This window comes from Pseudomonas costantinii (genome assembly GCF_001870435.1).
Classification (GTDB): domain Bacteria; phylum Pseudomonadota; class Gammaproteobacteria; order Pseudomonadales; family Pseudomonadaceae; genus Aquipseudomonas; species Aquipseudomonas costantinii.
The window spans coordinates 228,131-246,826 of the sequence record NZ_MDDR01000006.1 but is presented as its reverse complement, the minus strand read 5'-3'; the positions used below and the strand labels follow the sequence as shown (position 1 = coordinate 246,826).

The window sequence follows — 18,696 nt, the reverse complement described above, 5'->3', positions numbered from 1 at the left end:
ATGAGATTATCGCCAAAGTGGCAAGGAGCCCTCGTGCCCACAGTTGAAATGGAACGTCGCCAGGTGGTGGTGATCGGTGCCGGGCCGTCCGGTGCCATCGCCGCCGCGCTGTTAAAGCGCAACGGGCATGATGTATTGATTATTGAGCGCCAGCATTTCCCACGCTTCTCGATTGGCGAAAGCCTGTTGTCCCACTGCATCGACTTTATCGAAGAAGCCGGCATGCTCGACGCCGTGCAGGCGGCGGGCTTCCAGGTGAAAACCGGTGCCGCGTTCGCTTGGGGCGAGCACTACAGCGCGTTTGATTTCGGTGACACGTTCAGCAACGGCAAGCCCACTACCTTCCAGGTGCAGCGCGGCGAATTCGACAAGTTGCTGGCCGATCAGGCCAAGTTGCAAGGTGTGGACATTCGCTACGGCGAAACCATCGTCGGTGTGGATCTGGGTGGCGAGTGCCGCTACCTGCACGTACGCCGAGAGAACGGCAGCGAGTACCACCTCAAGGCCAAGTTCGTGCTCGACGCCAGCGGCTATGGCCGCGTGCTGCCACGCTTGCTGGACTTGGACATGCCGTCGAATTTCCCGGTGCGCCAGGCGGTATTCACCCACATCGAAGACCGCATCGAACACTCAGGCTTCGACCGCACCAAAATTCTCGTAACGACCCACCCGACGAAGCGCGATATCTGGTTCTGGACGATCCCGTTCAGCAACGGCCGCTGCTCGGTGGGCGTAGTTGCCGCCAAGGAACACTTCGATGGCCGCGACAGCGATCTCGACGCCTGCCTGCGTGGATTTATCGACGAAACCCCTAGCCTGTCCGGCGTGCTACAAAACGCCGTTTGGGATACGCCCGCGCGCACCATCGGCGGCTATGCAGCCAATGTCAAAACCCTGCACGGCCCAGGCTTTGCGCTGCTGGGCAACGCGGCGGAATTCCTCGACCCGGTGTTCTCCTCCGGCGTGACCATTGCCATGCGTTCGGCGAGCATGGCCGCAGGCCTCCTGCATCGCCAGCTAAAGGGCGAAACGGTGGATTGGCAAACCGAGTTTGCCGAACCTTTGAAGCGCGGCGTCGATACCTTCCGCTGCTACGTCGAAGGCTGGTACGCCGGGACCTTCCAGGATGTGATTTTCCACCCCGGCAGCTCGCCGGAGATTCGCCGGATGATCTGTTCGATCCTCGCGGGTTACGCCTGGGATGAGCGCAACCCGTTTGTCAGCGAGCCCAAGCGGCGGCTACGGATGTTGTCGGAGATTTGTGCAGGGGATGCAGTGTGAGCAGTCAGTACCTGAGTAAAAACTACGTCGAAGAAACCAAGTTCGGTTTCTGGTTCCTGCGCAGCCACACTTGGCAGCACCACGTGTTGCGCGTGGCGATCAACGACCTGCGCAGCCTGTTCAGCGACCCGCTGCCGGTGGCGCCAGTATTGCTGGACGCCGGTTGCGGCCAGGGCAAGTCGTTCCGATATTTGCAGCAAGTGTTCACGCCAGAGCGCCTGATCGGCCTGGATGCCGACCCCCACAGCCTGGAACTGAGCAAGGCCGAAGCGGAACGCCAAGGTTTGGCCATCGAACTGATCGGCAGCGACTGCGCTACGCTCAACGTACCGGACGCCAGCGTCGATATCCTGTTCTGCCACCAAACCTTCCATCACCTGGTTGAACAGCATCGCGCACTCAAAGAATTTTATCGGGTACTCAAGCCGGGCGGCTATTTGCTGTTTGCCGAGTCAACTGAAGCCTATATCGACACCTGGGTGATTCGCTGGCTGTTCCGCCACCCGATGCACGTGCAAAAAAGCGCCGAAGAGTACCTGGAAATGATCCGCGAACAGGGCTTTGAATTCGGCCCGCAGAATGTCTCGTACCCGTACTTGTGGTGGAGCCGTTCCAGTGATTTCGGCCTGCTGGAGCGCTGGGGCCTGCGCAACCCGCCGCCGGTGGGCCAGCGCGAAGAAACCCTGGTCAACTGCGTGGCGCGTAAACCCTTGGAGAGCGTCGCCCCATGATCCGCTTGCTGTTGATGGGTTGCCTGTTGCTGCTGAGCGCTTGCGCCAGCCAGCCACCGCTGCCCGAAAAAGTCCCGGCCCTGGCCTTGCCGATGCAACTGCATGTGCAGCGCCTGGCGGACGGCCAGAGCCAGGACTGGTTGCTGGTGATCCAGCATGAAGGTGGCGGGATTCGCTGGTCGATGATGGACCCGTTGGGCATTCCCCAGGCACGGCAAAAGCTGATCAATGGCGAGTGGCAAGCCGATGGACTGTTGCCGCCCAACCCCCAGGCACGGGAGTTGTTTGCCGCGCTGCTGTTTGCCCTGACCTCGGCGGATGACGTGCCTGCGCTGTATCCGAACGCCCAGGCGATGGACCTCACACGCACCCTGCCGGGTCATTGGCAAATCGTGTATCAGTCCTCAGAGGTGTTCAGCGTGAACATGGCGGGGCAGCCGTTGAGCTATCGCATCACGCCGCTGGGTGCTGCCCGATGACCGCCTATCTGAATGCGCTCGGCGTGATTTGCGCCTTGGGCCGTGGCCAGGCCGAAGTCAGCCGCAGCCTGTTTTCCGGTGACTGCTCCGGTATGCGCGCCGAAAGCGGCTGGGTGCCGGATCGCGTGCTGCCGGTGGCCGGTGTACATGGCGAACTGGCGACCATCCCTGTGGAACTGAACCAGCAAAGCAGCCGCAACAACCAGTTGCTGCTGGAAGCGGCGCTGCAGATTGAGGATGAGATCCGCCAGGCGATCCACACCTACGGCGCCTCGCGGATCGGCATTGTGCTGGGCACCAGCACCTCGGGTATCGACGAAGCGAGCCGTGGCATCGCGCATTACCTGCGCGACAAGCAGTTCCCCGGCGACTACGACTACCAGCAACAGGAACTCAGCGCCCCGGCAAACTTCCTTGCCGACTGGCTGCAACTGAGCGGCCCGGCCTATGTGATTTCCACCGCCTGCACCTCCAGCGCTCGCGCACTGATGAGTGCCCAGCGCCTGCTGGATCTGGGCGTGTGCGACGCGGTGATCTGCGGCGGTGTCGACAGCCTCTGCAAGCTGACCCTCAATGGGTTTAGCTCGCTGGAAGCGGTGTCGAGCGAGCGCTGCAATCCGTTTTCGGTGAACCGTAATGGCATCAATATCGGCGAAGCGGCCGTGCTGTTTCTGATGACTAAACAGCCAGCACCTATTGCCCTGTTGGGCAGCGGAGCCAGTTGCGACGCGCACCATATTTCCGCGCCAGAGCCTACCGGCAAAGGCGCGTTGCTGGCGATGCGCAAGGCCCTGGCCAGCGCAAAACTTGCGCCTGAACAAATCGGTTACCTGAACCTGCACGGCACCGCGACCCAACATAACGACGCCATGGAAAGCCTGGCGGTAGCCAGCCTGTTTCCGAATGGCGTGGCCTGCTCGTCGACCAAACCCATGAGCGGCCACACCCTCGGTGCAGCCGGTGCGTTGGAAGCGGCGTTCTGCTGGCTGAGCCTGACCCACGGTGTGGTACCGCCGCATGTGTGGGACGGCAACGCCGACCCGACGCTGCCTGCCTTGCAATGGGCGCACACCGGCGACACCTTGAAAAAACGCTGCCTGATGAGCAACTCGTTTGCCTTCGGTGGTAACAACGTCAGCCTGATAATCGCAGAGGCCCCATGATCAACTGGCCACTCGCCGAACTGCTGCCCCATGCGGGCGACATGATCCTGATCGACCAGGTGCTGTCGTTCGATGAAGAGCAGATTCACACCCGCGTCACCGTCACGCCCGGCGGCCTGTTCAACCAGCCCGACGGCAGCCTGCCGGCCTGGGTCGGCATTGAGTTGATGGCGCAAAGCGTCGCCGCCTACGCCGGTTGCCGCGCCCGCCAAAAAGGCGAAGCGGTGGAACTGGGTTTCCTGTTGGGCACACGTAAGTTCGAGTGCAATGTGGAGCACTTCCCGGCAGGCGCCGAGCTGACCATCCACGGCCTGCGCTCCCTGGAAGACGATAACGGCATGGGTGTGTTCGAATGCCACCTCACCGGCGACGGTATCCAGGCCAGCGCCCGCTTGAACGTATTTCGACCGCCCCAGGCGGCCAACTATTTAGATGAATCGAAGGACGAAACGCCATGACTGAATCCGTACTGGTCACCGGCTCCAGCCGTGGCATCGGCCGCGCCATTGCCCTGCGCCTGGCCCAGGCCGGGCATGACATCGTGCTGCATTGCCGCAGTGGTCGTGCTGAAGCGGAGGCGGTGCAGGTCGAAATCGAGGCACTGGGGCGTAAGGCGCGGGTGCTGCAATTCGACGTGGCGGATCGCGCAACCTGTAAAGAAATCCTGGAAGCCGATGTGGAGCTGCATGGTGCCTACTACGGCGTGGTGCTCAATGCCGGCCTGACCCGCGACGGCGCGTTCCCCGCGTTGTCCGAAGACGATTGGGATGTGGTGATGCGCACCAACCTCGACGGTTTCTACAACGTGCTGCACCCGGTGATGATGCCGATGATTCGTCGTCGCGCTGCCGGGCGCATCGTGTGCATCACCTCGGTCTCCGGGTTGATCGGCAACCGTGGCCAAGTCAATTACAGCGCTTCGAAAGCCGGCTTGATTGGCGCCGCCAAGGCCCTGGCCATTGAGTTGGGCAAGCGCAAAATCACCGTCAACTGCGTGGCACCCGGGCTGATCGACACCGCGATGCTCGATGAAAACGTACCGGTGGATGAACTGATGAAGATGATTCCCGCGCAGCGTATAGGTACGCCGGAAGAAGTGGCCGCAGCGGTGAACTTCCTGATGTCGGCCGAAGCCGGCTATATCACTCGCCAAGTCTTGGCCGTGAATGGAGGTCTGTGCTGATGAAGCGCGTCGTAGTGACCGGCATGGCCGGCGTCACCTCCCTGGGCAGCGATTGGGACAGCATCGCGGCCAACTTTCGCGCCAACCGCAGCGGCATTCGCCGTATGGATGAGTGGGACCGCTTTACCGAATTGAACACCCGCCTGGCCGGGCCTATCGACGACTTCGCCGTGCCCGCCCACTGGACCCGCAAGCAACTGCGCAGCATGGGTCGCGTCTCGCGCCTGGCGGTGTGGGCAGCGGAGCAGGCGCTGAAGGACGCGGGTTTGCTCGGTGACGAATCGATCAAGGACGGGCGCATGGGCGTGGCCTGCGGCTCGTCCACCGGCAGCACCGACGAGATCAAGGCCTTCGGCAATATGCTGCTGAACTCGGTGGCCGAGGGGCTGAATGCCAACTCCTATGTACGGATGATGCCGCACACCACGGCAGCGAATATCAGCATCTTCTTTGGCCTCACCGGGCGCTTGATCCCCACGTCCAGCGCCTGCACCAGTGGCAGCCAGGGCATCGGCTATGCCTACGAGGCGATCAAGTTCGGTCGCCTGCCCTTGATGCTCGCCGGCGGCGCCGAAGAACTGTGCCCCACCGAAGCCATGGTGTTCGATGCGCTGTACGCCACCAGCCTGAAAAACGACGCCCCTCAAACCAGCCCGCGCCCTTACGACAGTGCTCGTGACGGCCTGGTGATCGGTGAAGGCGGCGGCATGCTGGTGCTTGAAGAACTGGAGCACGCCTTGGCGCGCGGTGCGCACATCCACGCCGAGCTGGTCGGTTTCGGCAGCAACGCCGACGGCCAGCACACCACTCGCCCTGAGCAGAAAACCATGCGTCGCGCGATGGAACTGGCCCTGGAAGATGCCGGGCTGGAGCCCTCCGCCATCGGCTACGTCAACGGCCACGGCACTGCCACCGACCAAGGCGACATCGCCGAGACCCTGGCCACCAGCAGCCTGTTTGGCAGCCGCATGCCGATCAGCTCGCAGAAGAGCTTCCTCGGCCACACCTTGGGCGCGTGCGGGGCGTTGGAGTCTTGGTTCAGCATCGAGATGATGAACCGCGATCAATACGTGCACACCTTCAACCTGGATTCGGTCGACCCGCAGTGCGGCGAGCTGGATTACCTGCAAGGTGAATTCCGCGAGATGCACCACGACTACGTAATGAACAACAACTTTGCCTTTGGCGGCGTCAACACGTCGCTGATCTTCCGCCGCTGGTCTTGAATTTTTAATCGATTGGAGAAAACGGAATGTCTTCCTTGCTACGCGCCACCCTGATCACCCTGGCCCTGCTGACCACCGCCGGTTGCACCAACAAACCGGTACTCAATACCCAGCATGAGCTGCCGGTCGATACCCAGGTCAGCGAAGAAAAAATGAAAACGGTCATCATCAACGCCCTGCAAAAACGCGAGTGGACGGTGCAGCGCCTGAGCCCGCAATTGGTGCAGGCCGAGATCAACGTACGCAACCAGTACTACGCCGCAATCGACATCCGCTACACCCGTAACAGCTACGCTATCACCTACCGCGACAGCCGCGATCTGGGCTACAAGGACGGCAAGATCCACCGCAACTACAACCGCTGGGTAAGCATGCTGGACCGCGACATCATGGCCGCGCTGCACAGCAATGGCGTGAACGAAGCGGGCTCGGCGGCGCAGTTGTTTGAGCAGACGGGGACGTCGAAGCAGAATTGAGGCTCGCTGCTCTCCAGAAACGACAAAGGGCGCCTTTCGGCGCCCTCTTCACAAACAGGTTGGCTTGTCATCGCCGCTTCCTGCCTGGCTCTGCGATGGCTGGTTGCCCAGGATCCTCAGAGTCTCACAAGCCCCTTTCGGGAACGTGGGCAGTATGCCTGAAAACGGCTTCCCTGCAATCCGTGGCAATGTGCCGCTCATTACTCATCGCAACCCTAGCGCACTGCGTACCGCCGCTTTTATCGCGAGAAACTGATCATTGGTGAGCTCAGCGATTGTGTAAGTTCGTTTGCCATGACGGTCCTTACTTTTGATTCGATCAAGTCGGCCCAAGCTGACGGTGGCGACAATGTCGCATTTTGCCCAGCAGATTGGACTCGCGCCTTGAAGATGACTGTCGAGTTGTAAATGATGCTCCAAAACCGTCTGCGGAGCGGTAGTGCTCAAGGGCACAACCGTCACCAGCAGCTTATTGGTTCGGTGCTTGCGTATCACAATGACGGGCCGGATCTTGATAATTTCCGGGACTTCATAGCCTCGAAAATCACAAATCAACACGCTGCCCTCCTTGGGCTGGTAGAGAAGTGCCATCCATATCACTCGCTTGAAAAAAGCGATTCTGCGCAAGTTTCTTGCGAATCACTAAGCCGGTTGCGTTACCTGATATGTGACGATACCTACAGCTCCGCCTTACGTGTCAGCAACTCCACAAACGCTTTCGCCATCGGCGTTTGCGCGCCCTTGCGCTGCACCAGCCAGACTGACGTCACCGCCTCCTGATCCAGCAAGGTGCGATACACCACGCCATCGATACGGATGCGCTGGTATGAGGCCGGAAGCACCGACACCCCCAAACCCGCCGCCACCAAACCGATGATGGTCATCGCCTCCCCGGCTTCCTGGGCGAAACGCGGGCTGAAACCCGCGTCACGAGCCAAGTTGAGCAGTTGGGCATAGAGACCACTGCCGTAGGTGCGAGGGAAGAATACAAACGGCTCGTCGGCCAGTTGCGCCAGGTGCAAGCCACGCTCGGTGCCCTCAACCAGCGGATGACCGGCGTTCAGCACCGCGACCAAGGGCTCACGCATCAACTCAATAACGCTCAGCGAATCCGGCAACGGCAGCGGGCGCATCAAGCCTACTTGAATCGACTCATCCACCAACGACTCTGCCACCTCAGTGCTACTCATCTCCTGCAAGTTCAGGTGCACCGCCGGGAAGGCCTGGCGAAACGCAAAAATCGCCTGCGGAATGCTGGAGTTGAACGGTGCCGACGAGGTGAAGCCAATCTTCAGCTCCCCGAGTTCCCCCAACTGCGCACGTCGGGCCACATCTGCCGCCTTGTCGACCTGCGCCAGCACCAATCGCGCCTCTTGCAAGAACAGTCGACCGGCCTCGCTCAGCTCGACCCGACGATTGGTACGCTCAAACAAGCGCGCGCCCACCTCCTGCTCCAGCGCCTGGATCTGCTGGCTCAGCGGTGGTTGCGAGATGCCCAGCACCTGTGCGGCGCGGCCAAAATGCAGTTCTTCGGCGACGGCGATGAAGTACCGCAGATGACGCAATTCCATGCAAGCCTCATTAGGTCGTAAAAGCTATCAAACAGGTCGAACAATATATTGGAAAGAATCATTAGGCAGCTATATTCTTTTTTTCATTGCCAGTCCTGGCAGGCTTTCCCTCGCCGAGGTCCCCGTGAAATCTGCTGTCGCGCCATTTGCTCAAGAAGTCCCGCCTACCGCCCTGGATGAGGTGGTGGCCCAGCTCAACGAGCAGTACATCGAAAAAGACACGCCGATGTTCATGCGCACGGTGCTGGCGCTGTTCTCCGGCGGGTTTGCCACGTTTGCCTTGCTGTATTGCGTGCAGCCGATGATGCCGGCGCTGTCCCACGAGTTTTCCATCAATGCGGCGCAAAGCAGCCTGATCCTGTCAGTGGCCACGGCGATGCTTGCCCTGGGCTTGCTGGTCACTGGGCCGATTTCCGACAGATTGGGACGCAAGCCGGTAATGGTTTCGGCACTGTTCTGCGCCGCACTCGCGACCATCGCCAGCGGCTTGATGCCGACCTGGGAAGGCATTCTGCTGATGCGGGCGCTGGTGGGCCTGTCGCTGAGCGGGCTGGCTGCTGTGGCGATGACCTACTTGAGCGAAGAGATCCACCCGCAACACATCGGCCTGGCCATGGGCTTGTACATCGGCGGCAACGCAATTGGCGGTATGAGCGGGCGCTTGATCATCGGCGTATTGATCGACTTCGTCAGTTGGCACACCGCGATGCTGATCATCGGCGCCCTGGCCCTGATCGCGGCCACGGTGTTCTGGAAAGTCCTCCCCGAATCACGCAACTTCCGCACCACCAGCCTCAAGCCGCGCAACCTGCTGAACGGGTTTGTCATGCACTTCAAAGACGCGGGCCTGCCCTGGTTGTTCCTTGAAGGTTTCCTGCTGATGGGCGCCTTCGTCACGATGTTCAACTACATCGGTTATCGCCTGCTGGCAGAACCGTACGGGTTGAGCCAAGCGGTGGTCGGCCTGCTCTCGCTGGTGTATCTCACCGGCATCTACAGTTCGGCCAAGATCGGCTCCCTGGCCGACCGCCTCGGCCGCCGCCGCGTGCTGTGGGGCACCCTCGTATTGATGCTCGCCGGCATGGCCCTGACCCTGTTCACGCCGTTGTGGCTGGTAGTGCCCGGCATGCTGATCTTCACCTTCGGTTTCTTCGGCGCCCACTCGGTGGCAAGTAGCTGGATCGGTCGCCGCGCGGTGAAGGCCAAGGGGCAGGCGTCGTCGTTGTACTTGTTCTGCTACTACGTGGGATCGAGCATTGCCGGTACGGCGGGCGGGTTCTTCTGGCACTTTGCAGGCTGGAACGGGATTGGCGGATTCATCATCGCGCTGCTGATCGGCGCGTTGCTGGTGGCGTTGAAGCTGGCGAAATTGCCGCCACTGGGAGAAGTAAAGGCCTGACGCGATCCCATATTTGTTTTGTATTAACCCCAATAAAAAGCCCGGCATTTGGCCGGGCTTTTTATTGAGCAGCGATCACTCGTGATACTGCGCCGACAACTCATGCACTGCGCGCAGGAACGCACCGGCATGTTCCGGGTTCACTTCCGGCGTGATGCCATGGCCCAGGTTAAACACGTGCCCGGTGCCCTTGCCGTAGCTGGCCAGAATGCGGCCGACTTCGGTGCGGATTGCTTCGGGCTTGGCGTACAGCACGGTCGGGTCCATGTTGCCTTGCAGCGCTACGCGGTTGCCCACGCGTTGACGGGCTTCACCCAGATCGCAGGTCCAGTCCAGGCCCAGTGCATCGGCGCCAGCGTCGGCAATGCTTTCAAGCCACAGGCCGCCGCCCTTGGTGAACATGATAACCGGCACTTTGCGGCCTTCGTGTTCGCGGATCAGGCCACTGACGATTTTGCGCATGTAGGCCAGGGAGAACTCCTGGTATGCCGCCGCCGACAGGTTCCCGCCCCAGGTATCGAAAATCTGCACCGCTTGGGCGCCGGCCATGATCTGGCCGTTGAGGTAAGAGGTGACCGACTGCGCCAGCTTGTCCAGCAGCAGGTGCATGGCTTGCGGGTTGTCGTAGAGCATGGCCTTGGTCTTGCGGAAGTCTTTCGACGAGCCACCTTCGACCATGTAGGTGGCCAGGGTCCATGGGCTGCCGGAAAAGCCAATCAGCGGCACGCGGCCGTTCAGCTCGCGGCGAATGGTGCTCACGGCGTCCATCACATAGCCGAGGTCTTTGTGCGGATCGGGGATCGGCAGGGCTTCGATGTCGGCCAGGGTGCTAACGACTTTCTTGAAGCGCGGGCCTTCGCCGGTTTCAAAGTACAGGCCTTGGCCCATGGCGTCAGGGATGGTGAGGATGTCGGAGAAGAGGATGGCCGCGTCCAGTTGTGGGTAGCGGTCCAGCGGCTGCATCGTGACTTCGCAGGCGAACTCCGGGTTCATGCACAGGCTCATGAAGTCGCCGGCGTTGGCGCGACTGGCGCGGTATTCCGGCAGGTAGCGACCGGCTTGACGCATCATCCACACGGGCGTGACGTCTACAGGTTGCTTGAGCAGGGCACGAAGGAAACGGTCGTTCTTGAGGGCAGTCATGTCGGCATCCGCAAAAAAAGTGCGGGCATTTTCTCAGAGCGCGACGCAAAAGGCACGGTATGAGCCGTGCCTTTTGTCTATCGGGTCAATTTGTCGCGGTAATGCCGCTGCAAGATCGTTCCCACGCTCCGCGTGGTAACGCCTCCTGTGACGCTCCGCGTCACGCCAGTCGGGACGCAGAGCGTCCCTGGCTGCATGCCCACGCAGAGCGTGGGAACGATCATCAGACCTGCAGGTAATCCAGGATGCCTTCAGCGGCATTACGCCCTTCGAAGATCGCCGTCACCACCAAGTCAGAACCACGAACCATGTCGCCACCGGCGAAGATTTTCGGGTTGCTGGTCTGGTGCTTGTACTGGCCTTGTTCCGGGGCCACAACGCGGCCCTGGCTGTCGGTCTGGATCTCGAACTGCTCAAACCACGGCGCCGGGCTTGGGCGGAAACCGAAAGCAATCACTACGGCGTCAGCCGGGATGATCTCTTCGGAACCCGGGATCGGCTCAGGGCTGCGACGACCACGGGCATCCGGCTCGCCAAGACGGGTCTCGACCACCTTCACGCCTTCAACACGATCTTCACCGACGATAGCAATCGGCTGACGGTTGTAGAGGAATCGCACGCCTTCTTCCTTGGCGTTCTTCACCTCTTTGCGCGAGCCGGGCATGTTGGCTTCGTCACGACGATAGGCACAGGTCACCGACTTGGCGCCCTGGCGAATCGAGGTACGGTTGCAGTCCATCGCGGTGTCACCACCGCCCAGCACCACGACCTTCTTGCCTTTCATGTCGACGAAGTCTTCCGGCGACTTTTCAAAGCCCAGGTTGCGATTCACGTTGGCGATCAGGAAGTCCAAAGCGTCATAAACGCCCGGCAAATCCTCACCGGCAAAGCCGCCCTTCATGTAGGTGTAGGTACCCATGCCCATGAACACGGCATCGTATTCGGCGAGCAGTTGCTCCATGGTGATGTCTTTGCCGATTTCGGTATTGAGACGGAACTCGATACCCATGCCGGTGAACACTTCACGACGGTTGCTCAGGACGGTTTTTTCCAGCTTGAACTCGGGGATGCCGAAGGTCAGCAGGCCGCCGATTTCCGGGTTCTTGTCGAACACCACCGGGGTCACACCACCACGCACCAACACGTCGGCACAGCCCAGGCCCGCTGGGCCCGCGCCGATGATCGCAACACGCTTGCCGGTCGGCTTGACCTTGGACATGTCCGGGCGCCAGCCCATGGCGAACGCGGTGTCGGTGATGTACTTCTCCACCGAACCGATGGTCACCGCGCCGAAGCCGTCGTTGAGGGTGCAGGCACCCTCGCACAGACGGTCTTGCGGGCACACCCGGCCGCAGACTTCCGGCAGGGTGTTGGTCTGGTGCGACAGCTCGGCGGCGGCGAGGATGTTGCCCTCGGCTACAAGCTTCAGCCAGTTGGGAATGAAGTTGTGCACCGGGCACTTCCATTCGCAATACGGGTTACCGCAACCCAGGCAGCGGTGGGCCTGGTCGGCCGAGTGCTGGGGCTTGAAGGGTTCGTAGATTTCCACGAACTCTTTCTTGCGTTGACGCAACAGTTTCTTCTTCGGATCTTTGCGCCCGACATCGATGAACTGGAAGTCGTTATTCAGACGTTCAGCCATGTTAAAACCTCATCAAACTGTTCAGGCGCATATCACTGCGGGTTGGCACGGATGCTGGAAAGCAACGATTTCAGGTTGGCAGCCTTGGGCTTGACCAGCCAGAAACGACGCAGGTAATCATCAAGGTTTTCAGCGAGGTTACGACCCCATTCGCTGCCTGTTTCCTCGACGTACTCGTCCAGCACGTGTTGCAAGTGGTTCCGGTAGGATTCCATGGCTTCGCCGCTGATCCGCTGGATCTCGACCAACTCGTGGTTGACCTTGTCGACGAAGGTGTTGTCCTGGTCAAGCACATAGGCGAAACCGCCGGTCATGCCCGAACCGAAGTTGTAACCGGTCTTGCCCAATACTGCGACAAAGCCCCCGGTCATGTACTCGCAGCAGTGATCGCCAGTGCCTTCCACCACGGTGTGAGCACCGGAGTTACGCACGGCGAAACGCTCACCGGCAGTACCGGCGGCGAACAGCTTGCCACCCGTGGCGCCGTACAAGCAGGTGTTACCGATAATGGCACTGTCCTGGGTCTTGTAGACGCTGCCTTTAGGCGGAACGATCACCAGCTTGCCGCCGGTCATGCCCTTGCCCACGTAGTCGTTGGCGTCGCCTTCCAGGTACATGTGCAGGCCACCGGCGTTCCACACGCCGAAGCTCTGGCCCGCAGTGCCCTTGAAGCGGAAGGTGATCGGCGCTTTCGCCATCCCCTGGTTGCCATGCTTGCGAGCGATTTCGCCGGAGATGCGGGCGCCGATGGAACGGTCGCAGTTGCAGATATCCAGGACGAATTCGCCACCGCTGGCGTCGTTGATCGAGGAGCTGGCCATCTCGACCATCTTCTCGGCCAACAGGCCTTTGTCGAACGGTGGGTTGCGGTCAACCTGGCAGAATTGTGGCTTGTCTGCCGGGATGTGGTCGCTGCCCAACAGCGGCGTCAGGTCCAGATGCTGTTGCTTGGCGGTCTGGCCTTCGAGGATGTCCAGCAGATCGGTACGGCCGATCAGCTCTTCCAGCGAGCGCACGCCCAGCTTGGCCAACCACTCACGGGTTTCTTCGGCGACATAGGTGAAGAAATTCACCACCATGTCGACGGTGCCGATGTAGTGATCTTTACGCAGCTTTTCGTTCTGCGTCGCAACGCCGGTGGCGCAGTTGTTCAGGTGGCAGATGCGCAGGTATTTGCAGCCCAGGGCGATCATTGGCGCAGTACCAAAACCGAAGCTTTCGGCGCCAAGGATCGCAGCCTTGATCACGTCGAGGCCGGTTTTCAGGCCGCCGTCGGTCTGTACCCGAACCTTGCCGCGCAGGTCGTTGCCGCGCAGGGTCTGGTGAGTTTCAGCCAGGCCGAGTTCCCACGGTGCGCCGGCGTACTTGATGGAGGTCAGCGGCGATGCGCCGGTACCGCCGTCGTAGCCGGAGATGGTGATCAGGTCGGCATAGGCCTTGGCCACACCGGCGGCGATGGTGCCCACGCCAGCTTCTGCTACCAATTTCACCGAGACCAGGGCCTGCGGGTTGACTTGTTTCAAGTCGAAAATCAGCTGCGACAAATCTTCAATCGAGTAGATGTCGTGGTGCGGTGGTGGCGAAATCAGGGTCACGCCCGGTACTGCATAACGCAGTTTGGCGATCAAACCGTTGACCTTGCCGCCTGGCAGCTGGCCGCCTTCACCGGGCTTGGCGCCCTGGGCAACCTTGATCTGCAACACTTCGGCGTTGACCAGGTATTCCGGGGTCACACCGAAACGGCCAGTCGCCACCTGCTTGATTTTCGAGCTCTTGATGGTGCCGTAGCGCGCCGGGTCTTCACCGCCTTCACCGGAGTTGGAACGCGCACCCAGGCGGTTCATGGCTTCGGCCAGGGCTTCGTGAGCCTCAGGCGACAAGGCGCCCAGGGAAATACCGGCGGAGTCGAAGCGCTTGAGGATCGACTCCAGTGGTTCGATTTCGCTGATAGCCAGAGGCGTGTCCAGGGTTTTCACCTTGAACAGGTCACGGATCATCGACACCGGGCGGTTATCCACCAGCGCGGTGTATTCCTTGAACTTGGCGTAGTCGCCCTGCTGCACGGCGGCTTGCAGGGTGTTGACCACGTCCGGGTTGTACGCGTGGTATTCGCCACCGTGCACGAACTTCAGCAGGCCGCCTTGCTGGATCGGCTTGCGCGCGCTCCAGGCTTCGGCCGCCAGGGCTTTCTGTTCGGCCTCAATGTCGACGAAACGTGCGCCCTTGATGCGGCTTGGTACGCCACGGAAGCTCAGGTCGCAAACTTCTTCGGACAAGCCGATCGCTTCGAACAACTGAGCGCCGCGATAGGACGTGACGGTGGAGATGCCCATCTTCGACAGGATCTTCAACAGGCCCTTGGTGATGCCCTTACGGTAGTTCTTGAACACCTCATAGAGGTCGCCCAGCACTTCACCGGTACGGATCAGGTCACCCAGCACTTCGTACGCGAGGAACGGGTACACCGCCGAGGCGCCGAAACCGATCAGCACCGCAAAGTGATGCGGGTCGCGGGCGGTGGCGGTTTCCACGAGGATGTTGGAGTCGCAACGCAGACCTTTTTCGGTCAGGCGGTGGTGTACCGCGCCGGTGGCCAGGGATGCGTGGATCGGCAACTTGCCTGGGGCGATATGGCGGTCGGTCAGTACGATCTGGGTACGACCGGCGCGCACGGCTTCTTCGGCCTGGTCGGCGACGTTGCGCACAGCGGCTTCAAGGCCGAGGCTCTCGTCGTAGTTCAGGTCGATGATCTGGCGGTCGAAGCCTGGGCGATCCAGGGTCATCAACGAGCGCCACTTGGCCGGAGAAACCACAGGCGAACTGAGGATTACGCGGGACGCATGCTCAGGCGATTCCTGGAAGATGTTGCGCTCGGCACCGAGGCACACTTCCAGGGACATCACGATGGCTTCGCGCAGCGGGTCGATCGGTGGGTTGGTCACCTGAGCGAACTGCTGGCGGAAATAGTCGTACGGCGTACGCACGCGCTGGGACAGCACGGCCATCGGCGTGTCATCGCCCATGGAGCCGACGGCCTCGTAGCCTTGCTCGCCAAGCGGACGCAGCACTTGGTCGCGCTCTTCGAACGTGACCTGGTACATCTTCATGTACTGCTTGAGCTGGTCGACGTCATAGAAAGCCGAACCGTGGTCGTTGTCTTCCATGGTCGCCTGGATACGCAGGGCGTTCTTGCGCAGCCATTGCTTGTACGGGTGACGCGACTTCAAGCGGTTGTCGATGGCATCAGTGTCGAGGATCTGACCGGTTTCAGTGTCCACGGCCAGGATCTGGCCAGGGCCTACGCGACCTTTGGCAATAACGTCTTCGGGCTTGTAGTCCCACACGCCGATTTCCGACGCCAGGGTGATAAAACCGTTGGTAGTGGTAACCCAACGCGCCGGGCGCAGACCGTTACGGTCGAGCAGGCACACCGCGTAGCGACCGTCGGTCATTACCACGCCGGCCGGGCCGTCCCACGGTTCCATGTGCATCGAGTTGTACTCATAGAACGCCCGCAGGTCGGGGTCCATGGTCTCAACGTTCTGCCACGCTGGCGGAATGATCATGCGCACGCCACGGAACAGGTCGATGCCGCCGGTGACCATCAGTTCGAGCATGTTGTCCATGCTGGAAGAGTCGGAACCCACGCGGTTAACCAGCGGGCCGAGCTCTTCGAGGTCCATCAAATCGTTGGCGAACTTGGTGCGACGGGCCACAGCCCAGTTGCGGTTGCCGGTGATGGTGTTGATCTCGCCGTTGTGGGCGAGGAAGCGGAACGGCTGAGCCAGCGGCCATTTCGGCAGGGTGTTGGTGGAGAAGCGCTGGTGGAACACGCAGATTGCGGTTTGCAGACGCTCGTCTTTAAGGTCTGGATAGAAGGCGGTCAAATCCGCCGGCATCATCAGGCCTTTATAAATAATGGTCTTGTGGGAAAAGCTGCAGATGTAGTGGTCGGTGTCGGCGGCGTTGGCCACGGACGAACGACGACGCGACGTGAACAGCTTGATCGCCATGTCCTGATCGCTCAGGCCGTCGCCTGCGATGAACACTTGTTCGATCTGCGGCAGGCGCTCGAGGGCCAGGCGGCCAAGCACGCTGGTGTCGATCGGCACTTTGCGCCAGCCGACAAGTTGCAGGCCGGCGGCGAGGATTTCGCGGTTCATGTTTTCGCGAGCGGCTTGTGCTTTAACCGGGTCCTGGTTAAAGAACACCATGCCCACAGCGTATTGCTTGGGCAGGTCGACAGCAAAATGCTCTTTTGCGACAGCGCGCAGGAACTGGTCGGGCTTTTGAATCAGCAAGCCACAACCGTCACCGGTCTTGCCGTCGGCGTTGATCCCACCGCGGTGGGTCATGCAGGTCAGGGCCTCGATGGCCGTTTGCAAAAGGGTATGACTGGGCTCGCCCTGCATATGGGCTATCAGGCCGAAACCGCAGTTATCCTTGAATTCATCGGGTTGGTACAGACCTGCTTTCATAGACACTTTCTCACCAGGCTGCCTCTTATATCGAGGCAAATTTCTTTTCAATTCAACCGGTTACCTTCCACGCCGAACGTACGCCGGCTTAGCGGGGGCAAAAGGGAGGTCATTGTACACACCGACACGGACGCTCACAAATTTAGCGACGAAATGTCGCAAATCTATGTCGCATTTATGAAAGGTTTAAAGCGATATGCTGTGCTAGTCAAAACTTTTTTAGTTCGGACCGCTACGACTCAAAAGCCACTGTGACGCAGACACCACAAAGCGCGCGGCCTTGAGGGCAGCACGCACTTGCGGATTTTTTTGAGGTGCCGGGAGAGGCGGCCTGGGTAAGGCCGCCGAATCTTCAGCGAGTTGTTGCCAGTTCCTGTTGGACGCTGGCGACAGTGCGAGGCCAAGGTTTACCAGCCTGAACCTTCGCTGGCAAGGCCTTGATAGCGGAATCGGCTGCTGCACGGCTTGGGAAGCTACCGTAGGTGATCACGTAGAGAGGCTTGCCGTTGAGCACTTTCTTGAAATAACGGTACTCGCCGCCCTGCTCTTTTACGAAGGCCTGGGCATTGGCTTCGGAACTGGTGCCGAGGATCTGCACCACAAAATGGCCAGCAGGTTGGCTGGTGTACCAGCTGCTGCCGGTAGCGCCAGCCTTGGCAACGGTGGCGGCTGGTTTTTCAATCGGCTTGGCCGCTGGAGCAGGCTTGGCCACTGGTGCAGGTGCGACAGGCTTAGCGACCGGAGCCGGCTTCGCGGCGGCGACAGTCGGTGCAGGAGTCGGCTTGGCAGCTGGGGTCGCTGCCGGGCCAGCCGGAACGCCTGCAGGCGGTGCGGTAGTGGTCACGGTCGGAGGTGTAGCACTGGAGCCTGCCACCGGCACACCGTCGTCGCCTTCGGAGATACCACCGGCTTCTTCGGCGAGCGGGCCGCGCATCACCGGTTGGCCGACCATCGGCAGGTTGGTCGGTTGGCCGGAGTTGGCGAACTCGACGTTTGGCGTAGGCTTGCCCAGTGGCAACTGCGCCTGTTCGGTTGGCGCGCCAGCGGTGGCGGGGGCCTTGCTACGACCTGGGATCAACCAGGCGGCGGCGACAGCGACCACGACAACGGCAGAAATCGCCAATACGTGCTTCTTAGGCATAGTGAACCCCATCTTTGGACGCTTGACCGCAGAGCGGCTAGCAATCATGGCTTCGATCAAGGCATCCCGGGCGACCTGGTTGATGGTGCCAGGCCAGCCGTCGGAGCTTTCGTGAATATCAGAGATCTGCGAAGCGGAGAAAAGTTCGATACCGGCCCCTGCGCCCTCAAGGCGTTGAGCCAGGTATTCGCGGGTTTCTTCCTCTTCGTATGGCTGCAATTCGATGACGTGGAACAGTTCCTGTTCGCCGCTGATCTGCTCCAGATCGGCGATCAACGACGATTCACCAAACAGGAACACGTGCGGGCGACCTTCCGGCGTGCCCGCCGCCAGCGCCAACAGCGCTTCCAGGGCAGATTCGTCGAGCTGCTCGGCGTCGTCCACCAGCAAGTAGACTTCCTGACCGGTCAAGCCAAGCTGCACGACTTGCTTGAGGATCGCGTTCGGCTCAGCCGTGGACACACTCAGGGCTTGGGCCACTTGGCGCAACACACCTGCCGCATCACCCGCACCACGGGCCGACACCACCACGCTCTGCACCGATTGCTTGTTGGTGCTGGCGACCAGCGCCTGACGCAGCAAGGTCTTGCCACTGCCCAGCGGGCCTGTCACCACCAACAGCAGCTGGCTGTAGCGCGCCAGATGGTGCAATTGGCCAAGTACCGGCTTGCGCTGGGCAGGGAAAAATTTGAAGCCCGGCACCCGAGGAGCAAAGGGGTCGTGGCTTAACTGGTAATGGCCGAGGAAGGCCTCGTCGGCATGCAAACTAGTCATCGGGATCTT

The 18,696-nt window shown here is 60.8% G+C and carries 15 protein-coding genes; 9 read left to right on the top strand and 6 right to left on the bottom strand.

The window, feature by feature from the left end; all coding sequences use genetic code 11:
- The first annotated feature begins 33 nt into the window (after positions 1–33).
- The 8 genes from BFL40_RS04800 to BFL40_RS04765 are packed head-to-tail and all read left to right on the top strand — an operon-like array spanning position 34 to position 6,539.
- Entirely contained in the window at positions 34–1,281 is a 1,248-nt protein-coding gene (locus BFL40_RS04800) for an NAD(P)/FAD-dependent oxidoreductase (RefSeq protein ID WP_074851667.1), read from the top strand.
- The gene (locus BFL40_RS04795; protein WP_071482681.1) at positions 1,278–2,012 is read left to right on the top strand and encodes a class I SAM-dependent methyltransferase; all 735 of its coding nucleotides are present in this window, start codon (positions 1,278–1,280) and stop codon (positions 2,010–2,012) included. Before BFL40_RS04800 ends, BFL40_RS04795 begins: the two co-directional genes overlap by 4 nt.
- Positions 2,009–2,491: a hypothetical protein gene (locus tag BFL40_RS04790; protein ID WP_071482680.1), complete on the top strand. Its 483-nt coding sequence runs from the start codon at positions 2,009–2,011 to the stop codon at positions 2,489–2,491. Before BFL40_RS04795 ends, BFL40_RS04790 begins: the two co-directional genes overlap by 4 nt.
- Entirely contained in the window at positions 2,488–3,654 is a 1,167-nt protein-coding gene (locus tag BFL40_RS04785) for a beta-ketoacyl-[acyl-carrier-protein] synthase family protein (RefSeq protein ID WP_071482679.1), read from the top strand. The genes BFL40_RS04790 and BFL40_RS04785 overlap by 4 nt, the downstream gene beginning before the upstream one ends.
- On the top strand, positions 3,651–4,112 hold the full coding sequence (locus tag BFL40_RS04780) for a hotdog family protein (RefSeq protein ID WP_071482678.1): 462 nt from the start codon (positions 3,651–3,653) through the stop codon (positions 4,110–4,112). Before BFL40_RS04785 ends, BFL40_RS04780 begins: the two co-directional genes overlap by 4 nt.
- Positions 4,109–4,837: a 3-oxoacyl-ACP reductase FabG gene (gene fabG, locus BFL40_RS04775; RefSeq protein ID WP_071482677.1), complete on the top strand. Its 729-nt coding sequence runs from the start codon at positions 4,109–4,111 to the stop codon at positions 4,835–4,837. Before BFL40_RS04780 ends, fabG begins: the two co-directional genes overlap by 4 nt.
- Positions 4,837–6,063 carry a beta-ketoacyl-ACP synthase gene (locus tag BFL40_RS04770; RefSeq protein WP_071482676.1) on the top strand — a complete coding sequence of 409 codons (1,227 nt, stop codon included), beginning with the start codon at positions 4,837–4,839 and terminating at the stop codon, positions 6,061–6,063. The genes fabG and BFL40_RS04770 overlap by 1 nt, the downstream gene beginning before the upstream one ends.
- A 26-nt stretch (positions 6,064–6,089) precedes the next feature.
- Positions 6,090–6,539, top strand: coding sequence for a hypothetical protein (locus BFL40_RS04765; RefSeq protein ID WP_071482675.1), 450 nt, complete (start codon positions 6,090–6,092; stop codon positions 6,537–6,539).
- Between the two features lie 204 nt (positions 6,540–6,743).
- On the opposite strand, the gene BFL40_RS04760 is transcribed toward BFL40_RS04765, so the two are convergent.
- Together BFL40_RS04760 and BFL40_RS04755 are read right to left on the bottom strand one after the other, a co-directional pair.
- Positions 6,744–7,130 (bottom strand): type II toxin-antitoxin system PemK/MazF family toxin, encoded by a 387-nt coding sequence (locus tag BFL40_RS04760; protein ID WP_071482674.1) that lies wholly within the window; start codon positions 7,128–7,130, stop codon positions 6,744–6,746.
- Positions 7,131–7,216: 86 nt separating this feature from the next.
- Complete coding sequence (locus tag BFL40_RS04755) at positions 7,217–8,110, bottom strand: LysR family transcriptional regulator (protein WP_071482673.1); 894 nt, start codon at positions 8,108–8,110, stop codon at positions 7,217–7,219.
- A gap of 172 nt (positions 8,111–8,282) precedes the next feature.
- Between BFL40_RS04755 and BFL40_RS04750 the strand changes: the two genes are divergently transcribed.
- Positions 8,283–9,509, top strand: a complete 1,227-nt coding sequence (locus tag BFL40_RS04750) for an MFS transporter (protein WP_408003980.1) — start codon at positions 8,283–8,285, stop codon at positions 9,507–9,509.
- Between the two features lie 75 nt (positions 9,510–9,584).
- Here the strand turns inward: BFL40_RS04750 and hemE are convergent, their stop codons facing one another.
- The 4 genes from hemE to BFL40_RS04725 form a co-directional block, all read right to left on the bottom strand.
- On the bottom strand, positions 9,585–10,652 hold the full coding sequence (gene hemE, locus BFL40_RS04745) for a uroporphyrinogen decarboxylase (protein WP_071482671.1): 1,068 nt from the start codon (positions 10,650–10,652) through the stop codon (positions 9,585–9,587).
- 223 nt (positions 10,653–10,875) lie between these two features.
- Positions 10,876–12,294: an FAD-dependent oxidoreductase gene (locus BFL40_RS04740; RefSeq protein WP_071482670.1), complete on the bottom strand. Its 1,419-nt coding sequence runs from the start codon at positions 12,292–12,294 to the stop codon at positions 10,876–10,878.
- A 32-nt stretch (positions 12,295–12,326) separates the two neighbouring features.
- Positions 12,327–16,772: a glutamate synthase large subunit gene (gene gltB / locus BFL40_RS04735; protein WP_071482669.1), complete on the bottom strand. Its 4,446-nt coding sequence runs from the start codon at positions 16,770–16,772 to the stop codon at positions 12,327–12,329.
- Positions 16,773–17,124: 352 nt separating this feature from the next.
- Complete coding sequence (locus BFL40_RS04725) at positions 17,125–18,687, bottom strand: SPOR domain-containing protein (RefSeq protein WP_071482668.1); 1,563 nt, start codon at positions 18,685–18,687, stop codon at positions 17,125–17,127.
- Positions 18,688–18,696 lie beyond the last annotated feature (9 nt).